Genomic DNA, 14541 nt, shown 5'->3' on the forward strand with positions numbered 1-14541 from the left:
ACCAAAGCCAGGATGATCACGATAGCGATATATACGGCGATCTTCGCATTCCTGTTCATGACAGCCTCCATGATAGAATAAAACAACCTTCTAAGATTCAGCACGCGAAGACGCTTTGCCGTGGATCAATCCGCCCCTGAAATCGTAGAAGCGAACACCTCCTCGCGGGCTCCATCCTATGGAGAACCCCCTGCCGCCTATCCCAGCAATTTCGCCTGTTCGAGGATTTCGACGTGGCGAGGCGCCAACAAACGGATGACGCCGTCGCCCTCAAGCGCCCGCAACATGCGTGCGAGCTTCGTGGTCGACGTGCCGAGATAGGCGGCCAACGCGATCCGATTGATCGTCACCGTCGTAATGGGATGGTGCCGGATGGAGACGACCTTCCGGTCCGTGTCGAACGGCCGATATATCAGGCGCAAAAGGTAGTATCTGAGCTTGTCGAAGGGGGTTCACCACGCCCATGGTAAAGCCATGATCGCCGCATAGAGACACGCTCGCGCCGCGCGCAAATCGCCTGGTACATCCAAGCCCGCGTGAAAGCCATTCCACACCATCGAGCGCTGACGCCATTGCGCAATGAGAATGGAACGACGGATCGAGGAGGAATTTACCGCTCTTTCTCTTGGCCATTGCCGAACACCAATGAAGGCGATTTCACGCCTCAATAGTTTCCGCGTGAAGGAAGGCAGTCATTGCTCCAGATCAATATGGACGGCACCGACGCCACGAAGCAGCGGCACGGAGAGCAGGTCTCCACCACGAGGACAAGGCGCAAGGCGTTCCGGCGTTCGACACGTCCACTGGACACCGCCTCGTCACGGTTTGACCGGCGTCAATGAGGCAAATCGTAAGTCGTCTATTTTGTTTCCATGATCAGGTCACCCATCCCATTCCTGGATAGAGCAGATGCGGGCCGTCAGTTGGCGGCCAAGTTGGCCGCACTCGCCCCCGATCGTCCGCTCGTTTATGCCTTGCCCCGCGGCGGCGTGCCGGTGGCTGTGGAAATCGCACGTGCGCTGCGCGCGCCGCTCGACCTCATTCTTGTGCGCAAGATCGGTGCGCCCGGTGCAGCCGAGGTGGCGCTTGGCGCTGTGGTGGAAGGCAAAAGCCCGGAGACGGTCATCAATGAAGATGTTCGCAAAGCCACAGGCGTTGACGATGCCTATCTCGAACGCGCGCGCCAGCACGAACTCATCGAACTGGAGCGGCGCCGCGCACAATATCTTGGAAGCCGCACGCGCCTGGAGCCGACCGGACACACCGCCATTGTCGTCGATGACGGCCTTGCCACAGGGGCGACGGCGAAAGCCGCGCTCATCGCGATCAAGCGCCAGGGCGCAGAGAAGATCATCCTCGCCATCCCCGTCGCACCGGAAGAAACGCTGGCGGAACTGCGCCGGCATGCCGATATCGTCGTGTGCCTGCATCCGGCGACGAATTTTACGAGGGTCGGTGCATTTTATAGCGATTTCCACCAGCTTACCGATGAAGAAACCATCGGGCTGCTGCGGCAAGAATGGGCGGAGGCCGGCAGCACGGCGTCCGATCCCGACCGGCGCCGGATTGCGGTTCCCCCGCTCGGGCTGGTCGGCGATCTGTGCGTGCCGCCGGACCCGCGCGGCATCATCCTGTTTGCCCACGGCAGCGGGTCGAGCCGGCTGAGCCCTCGCAATATCGCCGTTGCCGACCGGCTGAATTCCGAGGGATTTGCAACGCTTCTTCTAGATTTGCTGACAGCGGATGAGGCGAACGACCGCCGCAATATCTTCGATATTCCCCTGCTTGACGAGCGCCGGCTCGAGGCCGCAATCTGGATCGGAGCGGAGCCGGATATCGCAGATCTGCCGCTGGGCCTGTTCGGCGCGAGCACCGGTGCCGGGGCCGCAATGCTGGCGGCAGCGGAACTTCAAGGCCGCGTGGCAGCGGTGGTCTCGCGCGGCGGTCGCCCCGATCTGGCCGATCCGCGCCTGGCCGAAGTCAAAGCGCCGACCCTGTTCATCGTCGGTGGCGACGACCAGGAGGTTCGCGCGCTGAATCGCAAGGCGTTGGCTTCCCTCCAATGCGACAAGCTGCTGAGGGTCGTCCCCAACGCCACTCACCTGTTCGAGGAGCCCGGTGCGCTGGAGGCGGTGACCGAGTTGGCGAGCGCCTGGTTCCAGCATCATTTGCCGCCGCCGGCGCAAGTCCGTACGCCGGCACCCGTAGAGCGGCAAGCGGCGGCGTCCATATCCACGGCCGCCGCCCTGCGGGCAGCCGCCGAACCGCTGCCTTCGCTGGAGAACCCCGAATTCTCCGCCACCTTCGATCGGTTTGCTGAAGCACGCGTCGTACTGCTCGGCGAAGCCTCTCACGGCACGTCGGAATTCTACCGCGCCCGCGCTGCCATCACGCGACGGCTGATCGAGCGGCATGGCTTCACGATCGTTGCCGTCGAGGCAGATTGGCCCGATGCCGCATCGATTGACCGCTATGTGCGGCAACGCCCGCACCGAGCCGTGACGTCGGCGCCCTTCTCCCGGTTTCCGACGTGGATGTGGCGCAACAAGGACGTCGACGCCTTCGTCCGCTTTCTGCGCGATCACAACGCCGCCCGGCTGCCTGACCAAAGGGTCGGCTTCTATGGACTCGACCTTTACAACATGACGGCATCGATTGCCGCAGTGCTTGCCTATCTCGACCGCATAGATCCCCAAGCCGCGACTGTGGCGCGCGAGCGCTATGCCTGCCTTTTCGCCTTGGTCGCGCGAGCCGGCCGCTTATGGACGCGCTTCGCTGACCCGAGGCTATGCACTATGCGAGCGGCCGGTAACGCGCATCCTCGTCGACCTCCTGCAAAAGGAACTTCAGTATGCACGCCAGAATGGCGCCGACTTCTTCGACGCAACGCAAAACGCCCGTCTGGTGGCCGATGCCGAACGCTACTATCGGACCATGTATTTTGGCGCGCACGAATCGTAGAACCAACGTGACCGGCACATGTTCGACACCTTGCAGAATATCCTCGAGCAGGCGGGCCCTAGCTCGAAGGCCGTCGTCTGGGCACACAATTCCCATATTGGCGATGCGCGATTCACAGAGATGGGCTTGGAACGAAGTGAACTGAACATTGGCCAGTTGTGCAGACAGGCTTATGGACACAACGCTGTCCTTATCGGCTTTGGCACGCATTCGGGCACCGTTGCGGCGGCCTCGGAATGGGATGCACCGATGGAGGTCAAGGCTATACGGCCGTCTCGGCCGGACAGTTACGAGGCTTTGTGCCACGACGTCGGTGTTGACCGTTTCCTGCTGGACTTTCGCGCCGGACACGATGACCTCCGCCGCGCCATGGCCGAGCCGCGGCTCGAGCGCTACATCGGCGTCATCTATCGGCCTGAAACGGAGCGATGGAGCCATTATAGCCATGTGTCGCTAGCCGCCCAGTACGATGCTTTCGTCTGGTTCGACGAGACGAATGCGGTCATCCCTCTGCCGACGAAAGTAGTCACCGGAGAGGACGCGAGACCTATCCCTTTGGGCTCTGAGCCAAAAGGGAGCCGGCTGGGAAATTAGCAATGGATGGTGAGCGCAACGAAGGGCCCACGGCTTCCGTGATTGACTGAATAGGTTTCCGGCTGTCGGTCAGAACGTCTGCTTCGCTCGCTTCGGCATAAAATAGGCTCGAATATTGATGAGCGCTTCCGCGACCTTTGTAGCATCCTGACGGGTCGCGTTCCGTTTTGCCTCACCGAGCTTGCGGATGGGCGCGACGATATCCCCGGTGACGGCATGACCTCGAAGGACGGGCTGCCAAAGCTTGGGTGCGTACCTTGTTCCCAATAGAAAGCAGAGGTCCCAATCGAAGGGATCAAAGGTCTGATCATCGATCTTGGTGAACCTGGGCCGATGGTCTTTCGGCGTTTCGGCGAGGCTTGCCGATATCCGGTTGTATTCCGCAACGATGGTCTGGACGGCTCGATGCTCGGTTGTTTCCATCGGCAGGTTCAGGGCATCCGGGCCAGTCAGCTCCGGGATCCACTGACGCGGGTCGATAAACCTCGGGCCGATGATGAGAGCCGTGAGATAACCGTCGAGGCCGCTCATCGACCAGATCGGCGAGACTGGACGGCGTGCCCTGATGAAGGCCTCGAACGCCTCGTCATCGAGCTTCGGCCGTGCCGTAACCCCTTGGCTGTTCTGTGTCATGCCGCCCGTCGCTCCTGATCTGCAATGCTCTCGCGGTCGGCCTTCCAGGTCCATGGGAAGAGCGTATCCATCTGGTTCGCGGTCACCTTGCCGGAGATGATGCGCTCGAGCACGTCGGCAAGCCAAGCTTCGGGGTCTACACTATTGAGCTTTGCCGTGTTGACGAGCGATGCGAGGACGGCGAAGGTCTTGCCACCGCGTTCGCTGCCCACGAACAACGAGTTCTTCCTCGTCAGAGCCACCGATTTCATCGAACGCTCGACCACATTGGAGTCCACTTCGATCCGGCCATCCTCCAGGAAGGCTGCCAGTCCGTTCCAGTGGTTGAGCGTGTAGGTGACGGCCTTGCCAAGCGCCGATTTCGACGACACCTCGTCGCTAAGTTCGGTGAGCTGGGCCTTCAGTTCGCCCATGACGGGCGCTGCCTCGCGACGCCGCACCGTGAGCCGGGTATCGGCATTTTCGCCGCGCAGTTTCGCTTCGATACGGTAGATTTCGGCAATCCTGGCCAGGATCGACAGGGCCTCAGCAGACCCGGTCATCTTGACGATTTCGACGAACTTGCGCCGGGCATGGGCAAGGCAGAAGGCCAGCCGCATGGGGGCGACATTGCTCTTCCCCCGGCGCTTGGCCAAGGTTTTATAGGCTTGGTACCCATCGACCTGGAGCACGCCGGCAAACGACGACAATTGCCCCTCGACCTCGCGGGCGCTGCGGCTTTCGGCAAAAGTATAGGCCACCGCCGGCGGCGCCGGACCATTCCATGGGCGATCGTCGATCGCTTGCGCCCACAACTGGCAGACCTTGGTTCGTTTGCGCCCCGGATCGAGCCGCGGAAGCGGCGTCTCGTCACAGAACACCCTTGGCTGGGAGCGGATGAAGGCTAGCAGCGCATTGTAGAGAAGCTCGAGCCACCAGGCGACCCGCGTCACCCAGGCCCCAAGCGTGCCGCGATCGATGATGACGCCGCAGGAGGCAAGCATCTGCGCCTGGCGATGAAGCGGCAAATGCCAGGCGAACTTCGAAACGGCCACATGGGCGGCAAACGCCGTGGTCACCATGCCGCCGTCCATCACGCGCGCCGGTGCGGGCGCTTGCACAATGACGCTTTCGCAGGCCCGGCATGCATAACGCGGCCGGATCGTCCGCTTCACCCGGACAACCGCCGGCACGATGTCGAGCGCCTCACTGGCGTCCGTGCCGATGCAATGCAGCTCGAACGAGCAGCACGGGCAAATCTTGCTCTCCGGCTCGATGAGCTCTTCATACCGTGGGAGATGCCTGGGTAACCGGCCGATGTTGCGCGCCGGCGATCGCCGCTCCTGCTTTCGGCTGTCAGCCACGGGTGCAACATCGTCATTGGCCGCCACGGGAATGTCGCTGAGATCGCCAAGCTCAAGCGTCGCCTGCTTCGGGTCGATCGCCGTCATCTTCTCCGATTTCGGCCCAAAGAGCTGCCGCTCCAGGAAGGCAACACGCGCCTTGAGGTCGGCATTCTCTGCATCGAGCGAGAGAATGATCCGGCTCAATTGCGCGGCATCCTGAGGTAAAGGGTCGGGTCGAAGCGGCATGGCAGACCCTAGCACATGACCCTGAATCTTCAAGCAAATCCAATAGGATCAGCCTGCTTTCGTTGGCCGCTTTACGGTGTTTCGCCTGACCCGCGTCCAGTCGATACCGGCCAGCAAAAGGGAGAACTCCTGGCTACTCATCTGCATCGCGCCATCGCGGATCGGTGGCCAAACGAACGTGCCAGCCTCCAGCCATTTCGTCGCCAGGATCATGCCTGATCCGTCCCAATAAATGCAGCGCAGGCGATCGAGACGCTTGGCGCGGAACACGAACACGTCACCACAGTAGGGATCAGCCGCAAGCGCTGACGCCACCAGCGCAACAAGCCCATTCATGCCGCGCCGGAAGTCGACCGGCTGCGTCGCCACCATGATCTTCACTCCACCAGGCGAAAGTCCAATCACCGGCGTGCTCGCAACGCTGCCACGATCGCCTGCGCTAATTCGGGCGCCACCGAACCGATCACGGTCATGCGCGCGCCAGCAATCTCGATCTCAATACGCCCCGCGGCGTCGTGGGCGATATCCGACGGCGAGTTCTCGCAAGACGTTCTATCGCCAACCACCGTCACCGGCACGAACATGGCCTGCTGTGCGCCGGCTTGCGCGGATCGTCGAGAGGTCAGTCCGGCTTCGCGCCGCCAGACGTTCAGCAGACCGCGATTGACGCCCCAGCGCCGGGCGATCGCCGAGATGTTCACGTCAGGTTCTGCACTTTCGGCAAGGATCCGCGCCTTCTCCTCGTCGGTCCAATTCCGCCGCTGGCGTCGACCCGTGATCACCTCGATCCGACGATACTTTCCCTCATGCCTGGCTTCATGCATGCCTTCATCCATGGCTTCAAGCATGGCATCAGCGCGATCTCCAACCATCCCGTTCCGCTCCTGTCGATGAAGGAGTTGTTCTCGCGGCATCAATCACAAAAGGAAAGGTGGGGTGTTCGTCGCGCTCACAATGGATGAAGGGCAGTAGAAATGTTGAATACCATCCACACCAGCGCAAATTCCGAAACAACCTGCCAGGAAGAACCTGAATCTGCTCAGTCCACCCACCTCGTCGATTTTCGGTTAGTCCGCCTGCAGGAAGGTGGGTGGAGGCTTCATGTCATGAGTGCACGCGCGCCTTATTGGCTTCATGCAAATCACTTGCACTTGTGCGAGGCCGGCATCACATTCGATCTCACACGAGAAAATGATTTTCTTCGAAACGCTCGTAAAGATGGCTTCAAGACGGAGTATATTTGCCCTGTTTCCCGTACCGTCCTTTGATTGGCTTGCCCTGGACTCGATTTTATTCAGATAAACCCCGATAATGGATAAGTTCTCTTTAAGTACAATCGCTCGCCAGTGAGGAGTATATTTCTCATGCAAGAAATCGCTCTTGAAGACGTCTACCAGCTCATGGAGCCGGGTCCGGTCGTGCTGCTCATCACTTGCAACGAAGGCCAACCCAATGTCATGACCATGTCATGGCATATGATGGTCGACTTCGTCCCACCATTGGCTGCGTGTGTCGTGTCGCGCAGAAACCTTTCCTTCACCGCACTGCGACAGTCCGGCCAATGCGTCATCGGTATTCCTGGCGTCGAACTGGCGCAAAAGGTGGTGGACATCGGCAACTGTTCCGGTCGCGACGTCGACAAATTCGCTCGGTACGGTTTGACGCCTTCAGCGCCGAAAAAAGTGGCAGTTCCCTTGATCAAGGAATGTTTTGTGAACCTTGAGTGCAAAATCAAGGATCCGCGGCTCATCGAAGATTACGATCTGCTTGTTCTAGAGGTCGTAGCGGCATGGCGCGACCCCGAACGGAAGACTTGCAAGACCTTTCACCATCAAGGTTATGGCTCCTTCGTCGTAGACGGCCAAGCGATCAGCCTGGCATCGAGGATGCCATGACGACAGCGAGCCGCGACTTCCGATCGAAGAGTGCGGAAAAACCGCGACATCAACTGTCGACTCCCGACATGGCAGGTATCAACCGGACCGTGGCCGGAAAACTCCGGGAGTATGCCGATCTTCTCGTCCAACAGGGCGAAGGTGGTTTTCGCTCGCGGGCCTTCCAAAAGGCCGGAAACGCCGTTGAGGCCCTACCACGTGGCGTAGACGAAATCCTTGCGGCTGAAGGCCGAGCAGGTCTGGTCGCCCTGCCGACCATTGGATACGGGATTGCAGCGGCGATCGCGGAGATGCTGGCAACCGGGCGCTGGAGTCAGTTGGATCGGCTCCAAGGCGAATTCGCACCCGAGACACTTTTTCAGACGATCCCCGGTATCGGACCCCGGCTGGCCCGGCGATTGGCGGAAGACGGTCATTTGGAGAATCTTGCGGATCTCGAATATGCTCTGCACCTCAATGACCTCAGCATCAAGGGAATCGGGAAACGCCGCAAACGGATGATCGCCGATGCGCTCTCCGAACGGCTCGGACAGCCGTCGCAAATCCTCATCGCAAGGAAATCGGTGCCATCGGTGACCCTGCTTCTCGATGTCGATCGAACATATCGCGAGCGCGCGGCTGCTGATAAACTGCGAAAGATTGCGCCGCGGCGGTTCAACCCGAACGGCGAAGCGTGGCTGCCGATTATGCATATGCGGCGGGCGGGCTGGCATTTTACGGTGCATTTCTCAAACAGCCGACTGGCGCATGAACTGCGGAAAACCCGTGACTGGGTGACTGTTCATTTCCAACGCGATGGCGAGACGGAAGGACGCTGTACCGCGATAACCGAAACGAGCGGCCCTATGATGCGCAAACGTGTCATTCGAGGTCGCTGAGGGATAGTTGTGATAAGCCTGCTTGATCGAAACCGACCGATATGTCGGGCGAGCAGCCTGGAAATGAAACTCGGCCTTGACTCGGATGACTGGCTTGGGACCGCCGACGACAGGTCTGCTTCTGAGATTGCTTCACAAAAAGCAACGAGTTTGAAGACTCCAGGTTCTCGGGGAACTTCCTGCCATTGCCGCTGCGAGGTTATGAGTGTCAACTTTGGTTGACAGGTCTATAATATCCATTATTCTGGATATATGGATGACAACACAGCGATAGCGGCGCTCGGCGCCTTGGCCCAGGCCACGCGGCTGGAGACCTTTCGGCTGCTCGTGCGGCACGAACCCAACGGCATTCCGGCTGGAGAGCTGGCCCGCCTCATCGACGTGCCGCAGAACACCATGTCGGCGCATCTTGCGACGCTGTCGCGGGCGGGCCTCGTCACGAGCGAGCGGCAGAGCCGGTCGATCATCTATCGCGCCGATCTTAATGGCCTGCGCGAGCTGACCCTGTTCCTGCTCAAGGATTGCTGTGGCGGATCGACGGAGCTTTGTGCTCCGCTGATTGCCGAGTTGGCGCCTTGCTGTGTACCGGAGGCGACGCTGTCATGAGCACGGTCCGGCTGGAGCAGGTTGCCGGCACCGACGCCAGCCTCAAGGCGGCCTTGGCGAACGCACATTTACCGACCGACGACATCGAGGATGACGGCCGGACCTTCTTCAAGGCCATAGTCGCAGATGGTCGGATCGTCGGCTTCTCCGGTGTCGAGCTATGCGGTGTCGATTATCTCCTCCGATCCGTCGTCGTGCTTTCCGAGCATCGAGGGCAAAGTCTGGGCCGTGCCGTCGTCGAACAGACATTGGCGCGTCTCGACCGCGGCGACGTCTTCCTCGCGACGACGAACGCAGCGCCGTTCTTCGCGCGCATCGGATTTTCCGAAGTGCCGCGGGACAGCGTGCCCGCATCGGTGCTGGCGACGCGCCAGCTTTCCTCCATCTGTCCATCATCGGCGACCATCATGAAGCGCACCAGGCCGCCAACCTAACCACGGACCACGACCATGACCGACAAGACCTACACCGTGCTGTTCCTCTGCACGGGCAATTCCGCGCGCTCTATTCTCGCCGAATCCATCCTCAACAAGGAGGGCGGCGGACGGTTCAAAGCCTTTTCCGCCGGCAGCCAGCCGAAGGGCGAGGTCAATCCGCACGCGCTGAAGGATCTGGAAGCGCTCGGCTATCCGTCGACGGGCTTCTCGTCGAAGAGCTGGGACGTGTTCGCAAAGCCCGGCGCCTCGCGAATGGATTTCATCTTCACCGTCTGCGACAGCGCCGCCGGTGAAGCCTGCCCGGTCTGGATCGGCCATCCGATGACCGCCCATTGGGGCGTCGAGGACCCGGCCGCCGTCGTCGGAACCGAGATGGAGATCCAGCGCGCCTTCGCCCAGGCGGCCCGTTTCCTCAAGAACCGGATCGCGGCCTTCGTCAGCCTGCCGTTGGAATCCATCGACCGCATGGCGCGCGGGACGAAGCTTCGCCAGATCGGCGCGATGGAAGGTTCGACTTCACCGCAGCGAAAGTCCGCCTGATGTCCACGTTCGAACGCTACCTGACCATCTGGGTGTTCCTCTGCATCATCGTCGGCGTGGCGCTCGGCCATCTCATGCCCGGCCTCTTCCAGATCATCGGCGCGGTTGAGGTCGCCAAGGTGAACATTCCCGTCGCGATCCTGATCTGGCTGATGATCATCCCGATGCTGCTGAAGATCGATTTCCGGTCCCTCGCGCAGGTCGGCACCTTCTGGCGCGGCATCGGTGTGACCCTGATCATCAACTGGGCCGTCAAGCCGTTCTCGATGGCTCTCCTTGGCTGGCTCTTCATCGGCTGGCTGTTCCGCCCCTATCTGCCTGCCGATCAGATCGATTCCTACATCGCCGGGCTGATCATCCTCGCCGCCGCCCCCTGCACGGCCATGGTCTTCGTCTGGAGCAATCTCACGCGCGGCGAACCTTTGTTCACCCTCTCGCAGGTCGCGCTGAACGACGCGATCATGGTCGTCGCCTTCGCGCCGATCGTCGGCCTGCTGCTCGGTCTCTCCGCCATCACCGTGCCATGGGATACCCTCGTCCTGTCGGTCGCCCTCTACATCGTCGTACCCGTCGTCATCGCGCAGATCGTCCGACGCCGGCTCACGGTTGACGGAACGACGCGGGCACTGGATGGCGTGCTTGCCAAGCTGCAACCGATCTCGCTGGTGGCGCTGCTCGCAACGCTGGTTCTTCTCTTCGCCTTTCAGGGCGAGCAGATCATCGCCCAGCCGGCCGTCATCGGCTTGCTTGCCGTCCCGATCCTGATTCAGGTCTATCTCAACTCCGGACTTGCTTATCTACTCAACCGGGTCGCTGGCGAACGGCACTGCGTTGCCGGCCCGTCTGCGCTCATCGGCGCGAGCAACTTCTTCGAACTCGCGGTCGCAGCCGCCATCAGCCTGTTCGGCTTCCAGTCCGGCGCAGCACTTGCCACCGTCGTCGGCGTGCTGATCGAAGTACCGGTCATGCTCTCGGTTGTCTGGATCGTGAACCGCTCGAAGGACTGGTACGAAGCCGCCCCCGCTGTCTCCAGAACCACCGCCACCGAAAGGCACTGACCATGGACGCGACCATCTATCACAACCCATCTTGCGGAACGTCCCGCAACACGCTGGCGCTGATCCGCGCGGCCGGGATCGAACCTGTTGTCATCGAATATGTGCGGGATCCGCCGACACGCGAGCAGCTTGCGACGATGATTTCGGATGCCGGGTTGACGGTTCGGGAAGCCATCCGCGAGAAGGGCACACCCTATACCGAACTCGGCCTCGACAACCCGAACCTCACCGACGACCAGTTGCTCGACGCGATGATCGAAACGCCGATCCTCATCAACCGTCCCTTCGTCGTGACACCGCTCGGCACCAGGCTCGCCCGCCCGTCCGAGGCGGTGCTCGACATCCTGCCCGATACCTTCAACGGGCCGTTCTTCAAGGAGGATGGCGAACAGGTTCTCGACGAGGAGGGAAAACGCATTGCCTGACACGTTCCGCGCTCGACGCCCAGGCAGGCGATCAGCTTGAGAAGCGTGTCGCTGTGCTCAGCTTGACGGGCTTGGGGTGGTGATGAGGCTCCGCTTCGCCGCCATCGCGACCGCGACGAAGGCGGCGATGCCGATAGAGCCGAGTACTGCGCTCAACACGAGCGAGGCGCCTATACCAAACTGCCCCATCGTCGCCGCAAAGGTGAACGGGGCCGCAGCGCCCGCAGCCAGCCTGGCGGCGGCCATCTTTCCGGTCAGCGCACCATAGCCATCCGAGCCGAACAGATAGAGCGGCAAGCTGCCCTGGGCGATGCTGTTGATGCCCGATCCGAGGCCGAGGCAAATCGAGAAGGCGACCGCGCCGGGAAGCCAATTGCCGGACAACGCCAGGATGGCGACGCTGAGGACCATCAAGCTCGCGGAGACGACGGCAAGGCCCGGCGGCGCAAGGCGCGTGCCGAAGACCATGTTGACCAGGCGGCTGAGAACCTGCGCCGGGCCGAACAGCGAGCCGATGACGACCGCGGCGCTTCCGAAGCCGAGCGTTCCGAGCATCGGCACCATATGGGCGAGCATGGCGCCGAGGGTGAAGCTCAGCAGCGCGAATCCCGCCGACACGATGAGCACCGCACCGCGCCGGCGCTCCGTCGGAACAGCCCCGACGACAGGTTCGCGCATCGGCCTCTGCCCGCCGGCCGCCGCAACCTTTCCCTTCCGCATGATCCAGACGTGGAACGGCATGCAGACGGCGAGGTTGAGCCCGGCATAAACGAGATAGATCTCGCGCCAGGAGAGATGGCCGAGCAGCACCGTGGTGATCGGCCAGAAGATCGTGGAGGCGAAGCCGGCGATCAGCGTGAGATAGGTGATGCTTCGCGATGCGGACCGGGGATCGGCCTCCACCAGCGCCGCGAAAGCGGCCTGGTACTGGACCATGCCGGACGCTATTTCCAGAAGGACGATGGCGAGGGCAAAAATCGCCACGGACGGCGACCAGGCGCACAGCATCAGGGTTAAGGCAGACAGCAACGAGCCGATCGCCATCACCGTCGCCGCGCCGATGCGGTCCATCTGCCGGCCGACATAGGGTGCCGACAAGCCGCCGACGAAGAGCGACGCGGAAAACACGGCAAAGACCTGCGCGACGGTGACGCCGAGATCGGCCGCCATGCCGGGCGCCAGGATGCTGAAGCTGTAATAGAGGGTGCCGTAGCCGATGATCTGGGTCAGGCCGAGCGCGGCGACGATGCCGACGGGTGCTTTCGGGTCATGCAACGATGTCGCCCTCGCTGCGGGCAGCATCCGTCCTGCAGCAGCCGACGGATCGCTCGACGCTCTCGCGGATGGTGGGATGCCCGGCACAGCAATCCTCCATCAGGAATTTCACGAGATCGGCAAGAGCATCGTAGCTGGCGCTGTAGACGATCGAGCGGGATTCCCGCCGCATCGCAATCAGGCCCGATCGCTCCAACTCCTTCAGGTGGAAGGAGACGTTCGACGGCGAGACGCCCATGCGCTCGGCGATCAGCCCGGCGGCCAGCCCGTCCGGTCCAGCGACGACCAGCGTGCGCACAATAGCAAGGCGAGTCTCCTGCGATAGGGCTGCAAATGATGCGAGGGCTTGACGCTCGTCCATATTTCAATAATCCTTTAACCATTGAAAAACAGGAGTAGCGCACATGACCGCGATCGACAAGACCGTTTCATCCGACATTACGCTGGGCCAGCTTCTCGATGGGCTGGCGGCGGCGCCGAAGGCGCCGCTGGTGTTCGTCTATGACGGACGTCCGGTGAAGGCTGGCTATCATGTCACCGAGGTCAAGGCGGGCGCGTTCTCGGCACTCGACTGCGGGGCCAACCCGGAAACCTGGTCGGAGATGTTCGTCCAGCTCTGGGATATCGACGAGGGCGGCAGGGGTCACATGCCGGCGGGGAAGTTCTCCGCGATCATCCGCAAGGTTTCCGATCACGTCCGGCTCGATCCTGCGGCCAAGCTCACCTTCGAGGTCAGCGACGGAAGCCGGCCGATGGCCCTCTACTATGCGTCGTCGCCGCGCTTGGCCGAAGGCAGAATCGAGGTGATACTGGCCGCAAGGCCGGCAAGCTGCAAACCCCGTGATCGCTGGCTGACAGAGAAGAGCGCAGCCGCAAATTCCTGCTGTGGTCCGGCAATGATTAGCTCGAAGTGTTGCGCCTGAAGAGCGAATGCTCTTGAAGAGAATCGAACCGCCGGCCGGCCAGCCAGTCTCTAAGCTGTTGATTTACCCTCGCAATGTTACAGGAACCAGCTTTGGAACCGTTTAGCCTAACCCGAGGCGGCCCCGCGCCGAACTACGGCTGGACAGAGTCGACCCCGTCAAGCGCATAAGTCGATCGCCTAATTCTAGGCGGTAAAAAAGTCGATAGTCTGAATTTGGCTTTACACGCGGATCCAGGCGCCATTTTTCTTAGAAGAAGCCACGCAGGCCTCGACGAACACGACGCCCTTCACACCATCGTTAACGGTCGGATAGAGAACGGCCGGTTCCACCGCAACGCCCAGCTTAGCGGCGTTTATTGCGTTGGCGGCCTCCGTGTAAATTGTCGCAAATGCTTCTAGATAACCTTCCGGATGGCCGGACGGAACACGAGAGACGCGGGCGCTGGCGGCGCCCGAGCCAGCCCCGTTACGGGTGATCAAGCGCTTTGCTTCACCAAAGGGCGTGAACCAAAGATAGCTTGGATCTGCCTGGGCTCATTCGAGCCCCCCCTTGGAACCGTAGACACGGATCCGCAGGCCATTCTCGTGGCCAGGCGCCACCTGACTGCACCAGAGCATACCCTTGGCGCCGCGATCAAACCGCAGCATAACAGCGTTGCCTTATCAGCTATACAACGGACAAGCCCAAACGCTGCTCGTCCCTCTGGCACAATAGCCATTATCACAAAACGCCAAAAGAAAGA

The 14541-nt window shown here is 61.3% G+C and carries 15 protein-coding genes and 2 pseudogenes; 9 read left to right on the top strand and 8 right to left on the bottom strand.

Annotated features, from left to right (window positions below):
• Window positions 1-197: 197 nt before the first annotated feature.
• Window positions 198-422, bottom strand: a complete 225-nt coding sequence (locus WMC41_RS11710; protein WP_432343322.1) for a helix-turn-helix domain-containing protein — start codon at window positions 420-422, stop codon at window positions 198-200.
• 450 nt (window positions 423-872) lie between these two features.
• Between WMC41_RS11710 and WMC41_RS11715 the strand changes: the two are divergent.
• A pseudogene (locus WMC41_RS11715) lies at window positions 873-3527 on the top strand (erythromycin esterase family protein).
• A 97-nt stretch (window positions 3528-3624) separates the two neighbouring features.
• Here WMC41_RS11715 and WMC41_RS11720 read toward each other — a convergent pair.
• From WMC41_RS11720 to tnpA, 4 genes are read right to left on the bottom strand one after another with little or no spacing between them, the layout of a single operon-like run.
• On the bottom strand, window positions 3625-4188 hold the full coding sequence (locus WMC41_RS11720; protein WP_432343324.1) for a YecA family protein: 564 nt from the start codon (window positions 4186-4188) through the stop codon (window positions 3625-3627).
• Window positions 4185-5759 (bottom strand): IS66 family transposase, encoded by a 1575-nt coding sequence (gene tnpC / locus WMC41_RS11725; RefSeq protein ID WP_432343327.1) that lies wholly within the window; start codon window positions 5757-5759, stop codon window positions 4185-4187. The genes WMC41_RS11720 and tnpC overlap by 4 nt, the downstream gene beginning before the upstream one ends.
• Window positions 5760-5807: 48 nt before the next feature.
• A complete protein-coding gene (gene tnpB, locus WMC41_RS11730; RefSeq protein WP_160788235.1) occupies window positions 5808-6164 on the bottom strand; it encodes an IS66 family insertion sequence element accessory protein TnpB in 357 nt (118 codons plus the stop codon).
• On the bottom strand, window positions 6161-6631 hold the full coding sequence (tnpA, locus tag WMC41_RS11735) for an IS66-like element accessory protein TnpA (RefSeq protein WP_432343330.1): 471 nt from the start codon (window positions 6629-6631) through the stop codon (window positions 6161-6163). Before tnpA ends, tnpB begins: the two co-directional genes overlap by 4 nt.
• A 492-nt stretch (window positions 6632-7123) precedes the next feature.
• Here tnpA and WMC41_RS11740 point away from each other — a divergent pair, with 492 nt between their 5' ends.
• The 7 genes from WMC41_RS11740 to arsC all read left to right on the top strand — a co-directional run bounded on the left by WMC41_RS11740 (window position 7124) and on the right by arsC (window position 11598).
• The gene (locus tag WMC41_RS11740) at window positions 7124-7654 is read left to right on the top strand and encodes a flavin reductase family protein (protein WP_244766672.1); all 531 of its coding nucleotides are present in this window, start codon (window positions 7124-7126) and stop codon (window positions 7652-7654) included.
• Window positions 7651-8532 (top strand): DNA-binding protein, encoded by an 882-nt coding sequence (locus WMC41_RS11745; protein ID WP_432343333.1) that lies wholly within the window; start codon window positions 7651-7653, stop codon window positions 8530-8532. The genes WMC41_RS11740 and WMC41_RS11745 overlap by 4 nt, the downstream gene beginning before the upstream one ends.
• A gap of 252 nt (window positions 8533-8784) precedes the next feature.
• Window positions 8785-9138: an ArsR/SmtB family transcription factor gene (locus WMC41_RS11750; RefSeq protein WP_432343336.1), complete on the top strand. Its 354-nt coding sequence runs from the start codon at window positions 8785-8787 to the stop codon at window positions 9136-9138.
• Window positions 9135-9572: an arsenic resistance N-acetyltransferase ArsN2 gene (gene arsN2, locus WMC41_RS11755; protein ID WP_244766675.1), complete on the top strand. Its 438-nt coding sequence runs from the start codon at window positions 9135-9137 to the stop codon at window positions 9570-9572. The genes WMC41_RS11750 and arsN2 overlap by 4 nt, the downstream gene beginning before the upstream one ends.
• Before the next feature lie 15 nt (window positions 9573-9587).
• Window positions 9588-10115: an arsenate reductase ArsC gene (locus WMC41_RS11760; protein ID WP_432343339.1), complete on the top strand. Its 528-nt coding sequence runs from the start codon at window positions 9588-9590 to the stop codon at window positions 10113-10115.
• On the top strand, window positions 10115-11173 hold the full coding sequence (gene arsB, locus WMC41_RS11765; RefSeq protein WP_432343341.1) for an ACR3 family arsenite efflux transporter: 1059 nt from the start codon (window positions 10115-10117) through the stop codon (window positions 11171-11173). The genes WMC41_RS11760 and arsB overlap by 1 nt, the downstream gene beginning before the upstream one ends.
• Before the next feature lie 2 nt (window positions 11174-11175).
• Window positions 11176-11598, top strand: a complete 423-nt coding sequence (gene arsC / locus WMC41_RS11770) for an arsenate reductase (glutaredoxin) (protein ID WP_432343343.1) — start codon at window positions 11176-11178, stop codon at window positions 11596-11598.
• Between the two features lie 57 nt (window positions 11599-11655).
• On the opposite strand, the gene arsK is transcribed toward arsC, so the two are convergent.
• Window positions 11656-12900 (bottom strand): arsenite efflux MFS transporter ArsK, encoded by a 1245-nt coding sequence (gene arsK / locus WMC41_RS11775; RefSeq protein WP_432343345.1) that lies wholly within the window; start codon window positions 12898-12900, stop codon window positions 11656-11658.
• Window positions 12866-13234, bottom strand: a complete 369-nt coding sequence (locus WMC41_RS11780; protein ID WP_432343348.1) for an ArsR/SmtB family transcription factor — start codon at window positions 13232-13234, stop codon at window positions 12866-12868. The genes arsK and WMC41_RS11780 overlap by 35 nt, the downstream gene beginning before the upstream one ends.
• 43 nt (window positions 13235-13277) lie before the next feature.
• On the opposite strand from WMC41_RS11780, the gene WMC41_RS11785 reads away from it, so the two are divergent.
• On the top strand, window positions 13278-13796 hold the full coding sequence (locus tag WMC41_RS11785; RefSeq protein WP_432343351.1) for a DUF6428 family protein: 519 nt from the start codon (window positions 13278-13280) through the stop codon (window positions 13794-13796).
• A 221-nt stretch (window positions 13797-14017) separates the two neighbouring features.
• Here the strand turns inward: WMC41_RS11785 and WMC41_RS11790 are convergent.
• Window positions 14018-14449: pseudogene (locus WMC41_RS11790) on the bottom strand (Gfo/Idh/MocA family oxidoreductase); the annotation flags it as partial.
• Window positions 14450-14541 lie beyond the last annotated feature (92 nt).

Source organism: Shinella yambaruensis, from assembly GCF_050859155.1.
GTDB classification, from domain to species: domain Bacteria; phylum Pseudomonadota; class Alphaproteobacteria; order Rhizobiales; family Rhizobiaceae; genus Shinella; species Shinella yambaruensis.

Excerpts from the sequence above, each read along its gene's own strand:
- arsC (WP_432343343.1), top strand. The coding sequence starts at position 11,176 with ATGGACGCGACCATCTATCACAACCCATCTTGCGGAACGTCCCGCAAC.
- arsN2 (WP_244766675.1), top strand. The coding sequence starts at position 9,135 with ATGAGCACGGTCCGGCTGGAGCAGGTTGCCGGCACCGACGCCAGCCTC.
- arsK (WP_432343345.1), bottom strand. The coding sequence starts at position 12,900 with ATGCTGCCCGCAGCGAGGGCGACATCGTTGCATGACCCGAAAGCACCC.
- tnpA (WP_432343330.1), bottom strand. The coding sequence starts at position 6,631 with ATGGTTGGAGATCGCGCTGATGCCATGCTTGAAGCCATGGATGAAGGC.
- WMC41_RS11750 (WP_432343336.1), top strand. The coding sequence starts at position 8,785 with ATGGATGACAACACAGCGATAGCGGCGCTCGGCGCCTTGGCCCAGGCC.
- WMC41_RS11760 (WP_432343339.1), top strand. The coding sequence starts at position 9,588 with ATGACCGACAAGACCTACACCGTGCTGTTCCTCTGCACGGGCAATTCC.
- arsB (WP_432343341.1), top strand. The coding sequence starts at position 10,115 with ATGTCCACGTTCGAACGCTACCTGACCATCTGGGTGTTCCTCTGCATC.
- WMC41_RS11785 (WP_432343351.1), top strand. The coding sequence starts at position 13,278 with ATGACCGCGATCGACAAGACCGTTTCATCCGACATTACGCTGGGCCAG.
- WMC41_RS11745 (WP_432343333.1), top strand. The coding sequence starts at position 7,651 with ATGACGACAGCGAGCCGCGACTTCCGATCGAAGAGTGCGGAAAAACCG.
- WMC41_RS11780 (WP_432343348.1), bottom strand. The coding sequence starts at position 13,234 with ATGGACGAGCGTCAAGCCCTCGCATCATTTGCAGCCCTATCGCAGGAG.
- WMC41_RS11740 (WP_244766672.1), top strand. The coding sequence starts at position 7,124 with ATGCAAGAAATCGCTCTTGAAGACGTCTACCAGCTCATGGAGCCGGGT.
- tnpC (WP_432343327.1), bottom strand. The coding sequence starts at position 5,759 with ATGCCGCTTCGACCCGACCCTTTACCTCAGGATGCCGCGCAATTGAGC.
- WMC41_RS11720 (WP_432343324.1), bottom strand. The coding sequence starts at position 4,188 with ATGACACAGAACAGCCAAGGGGTTACGGCACGGCCGAAGCTCGATGAC.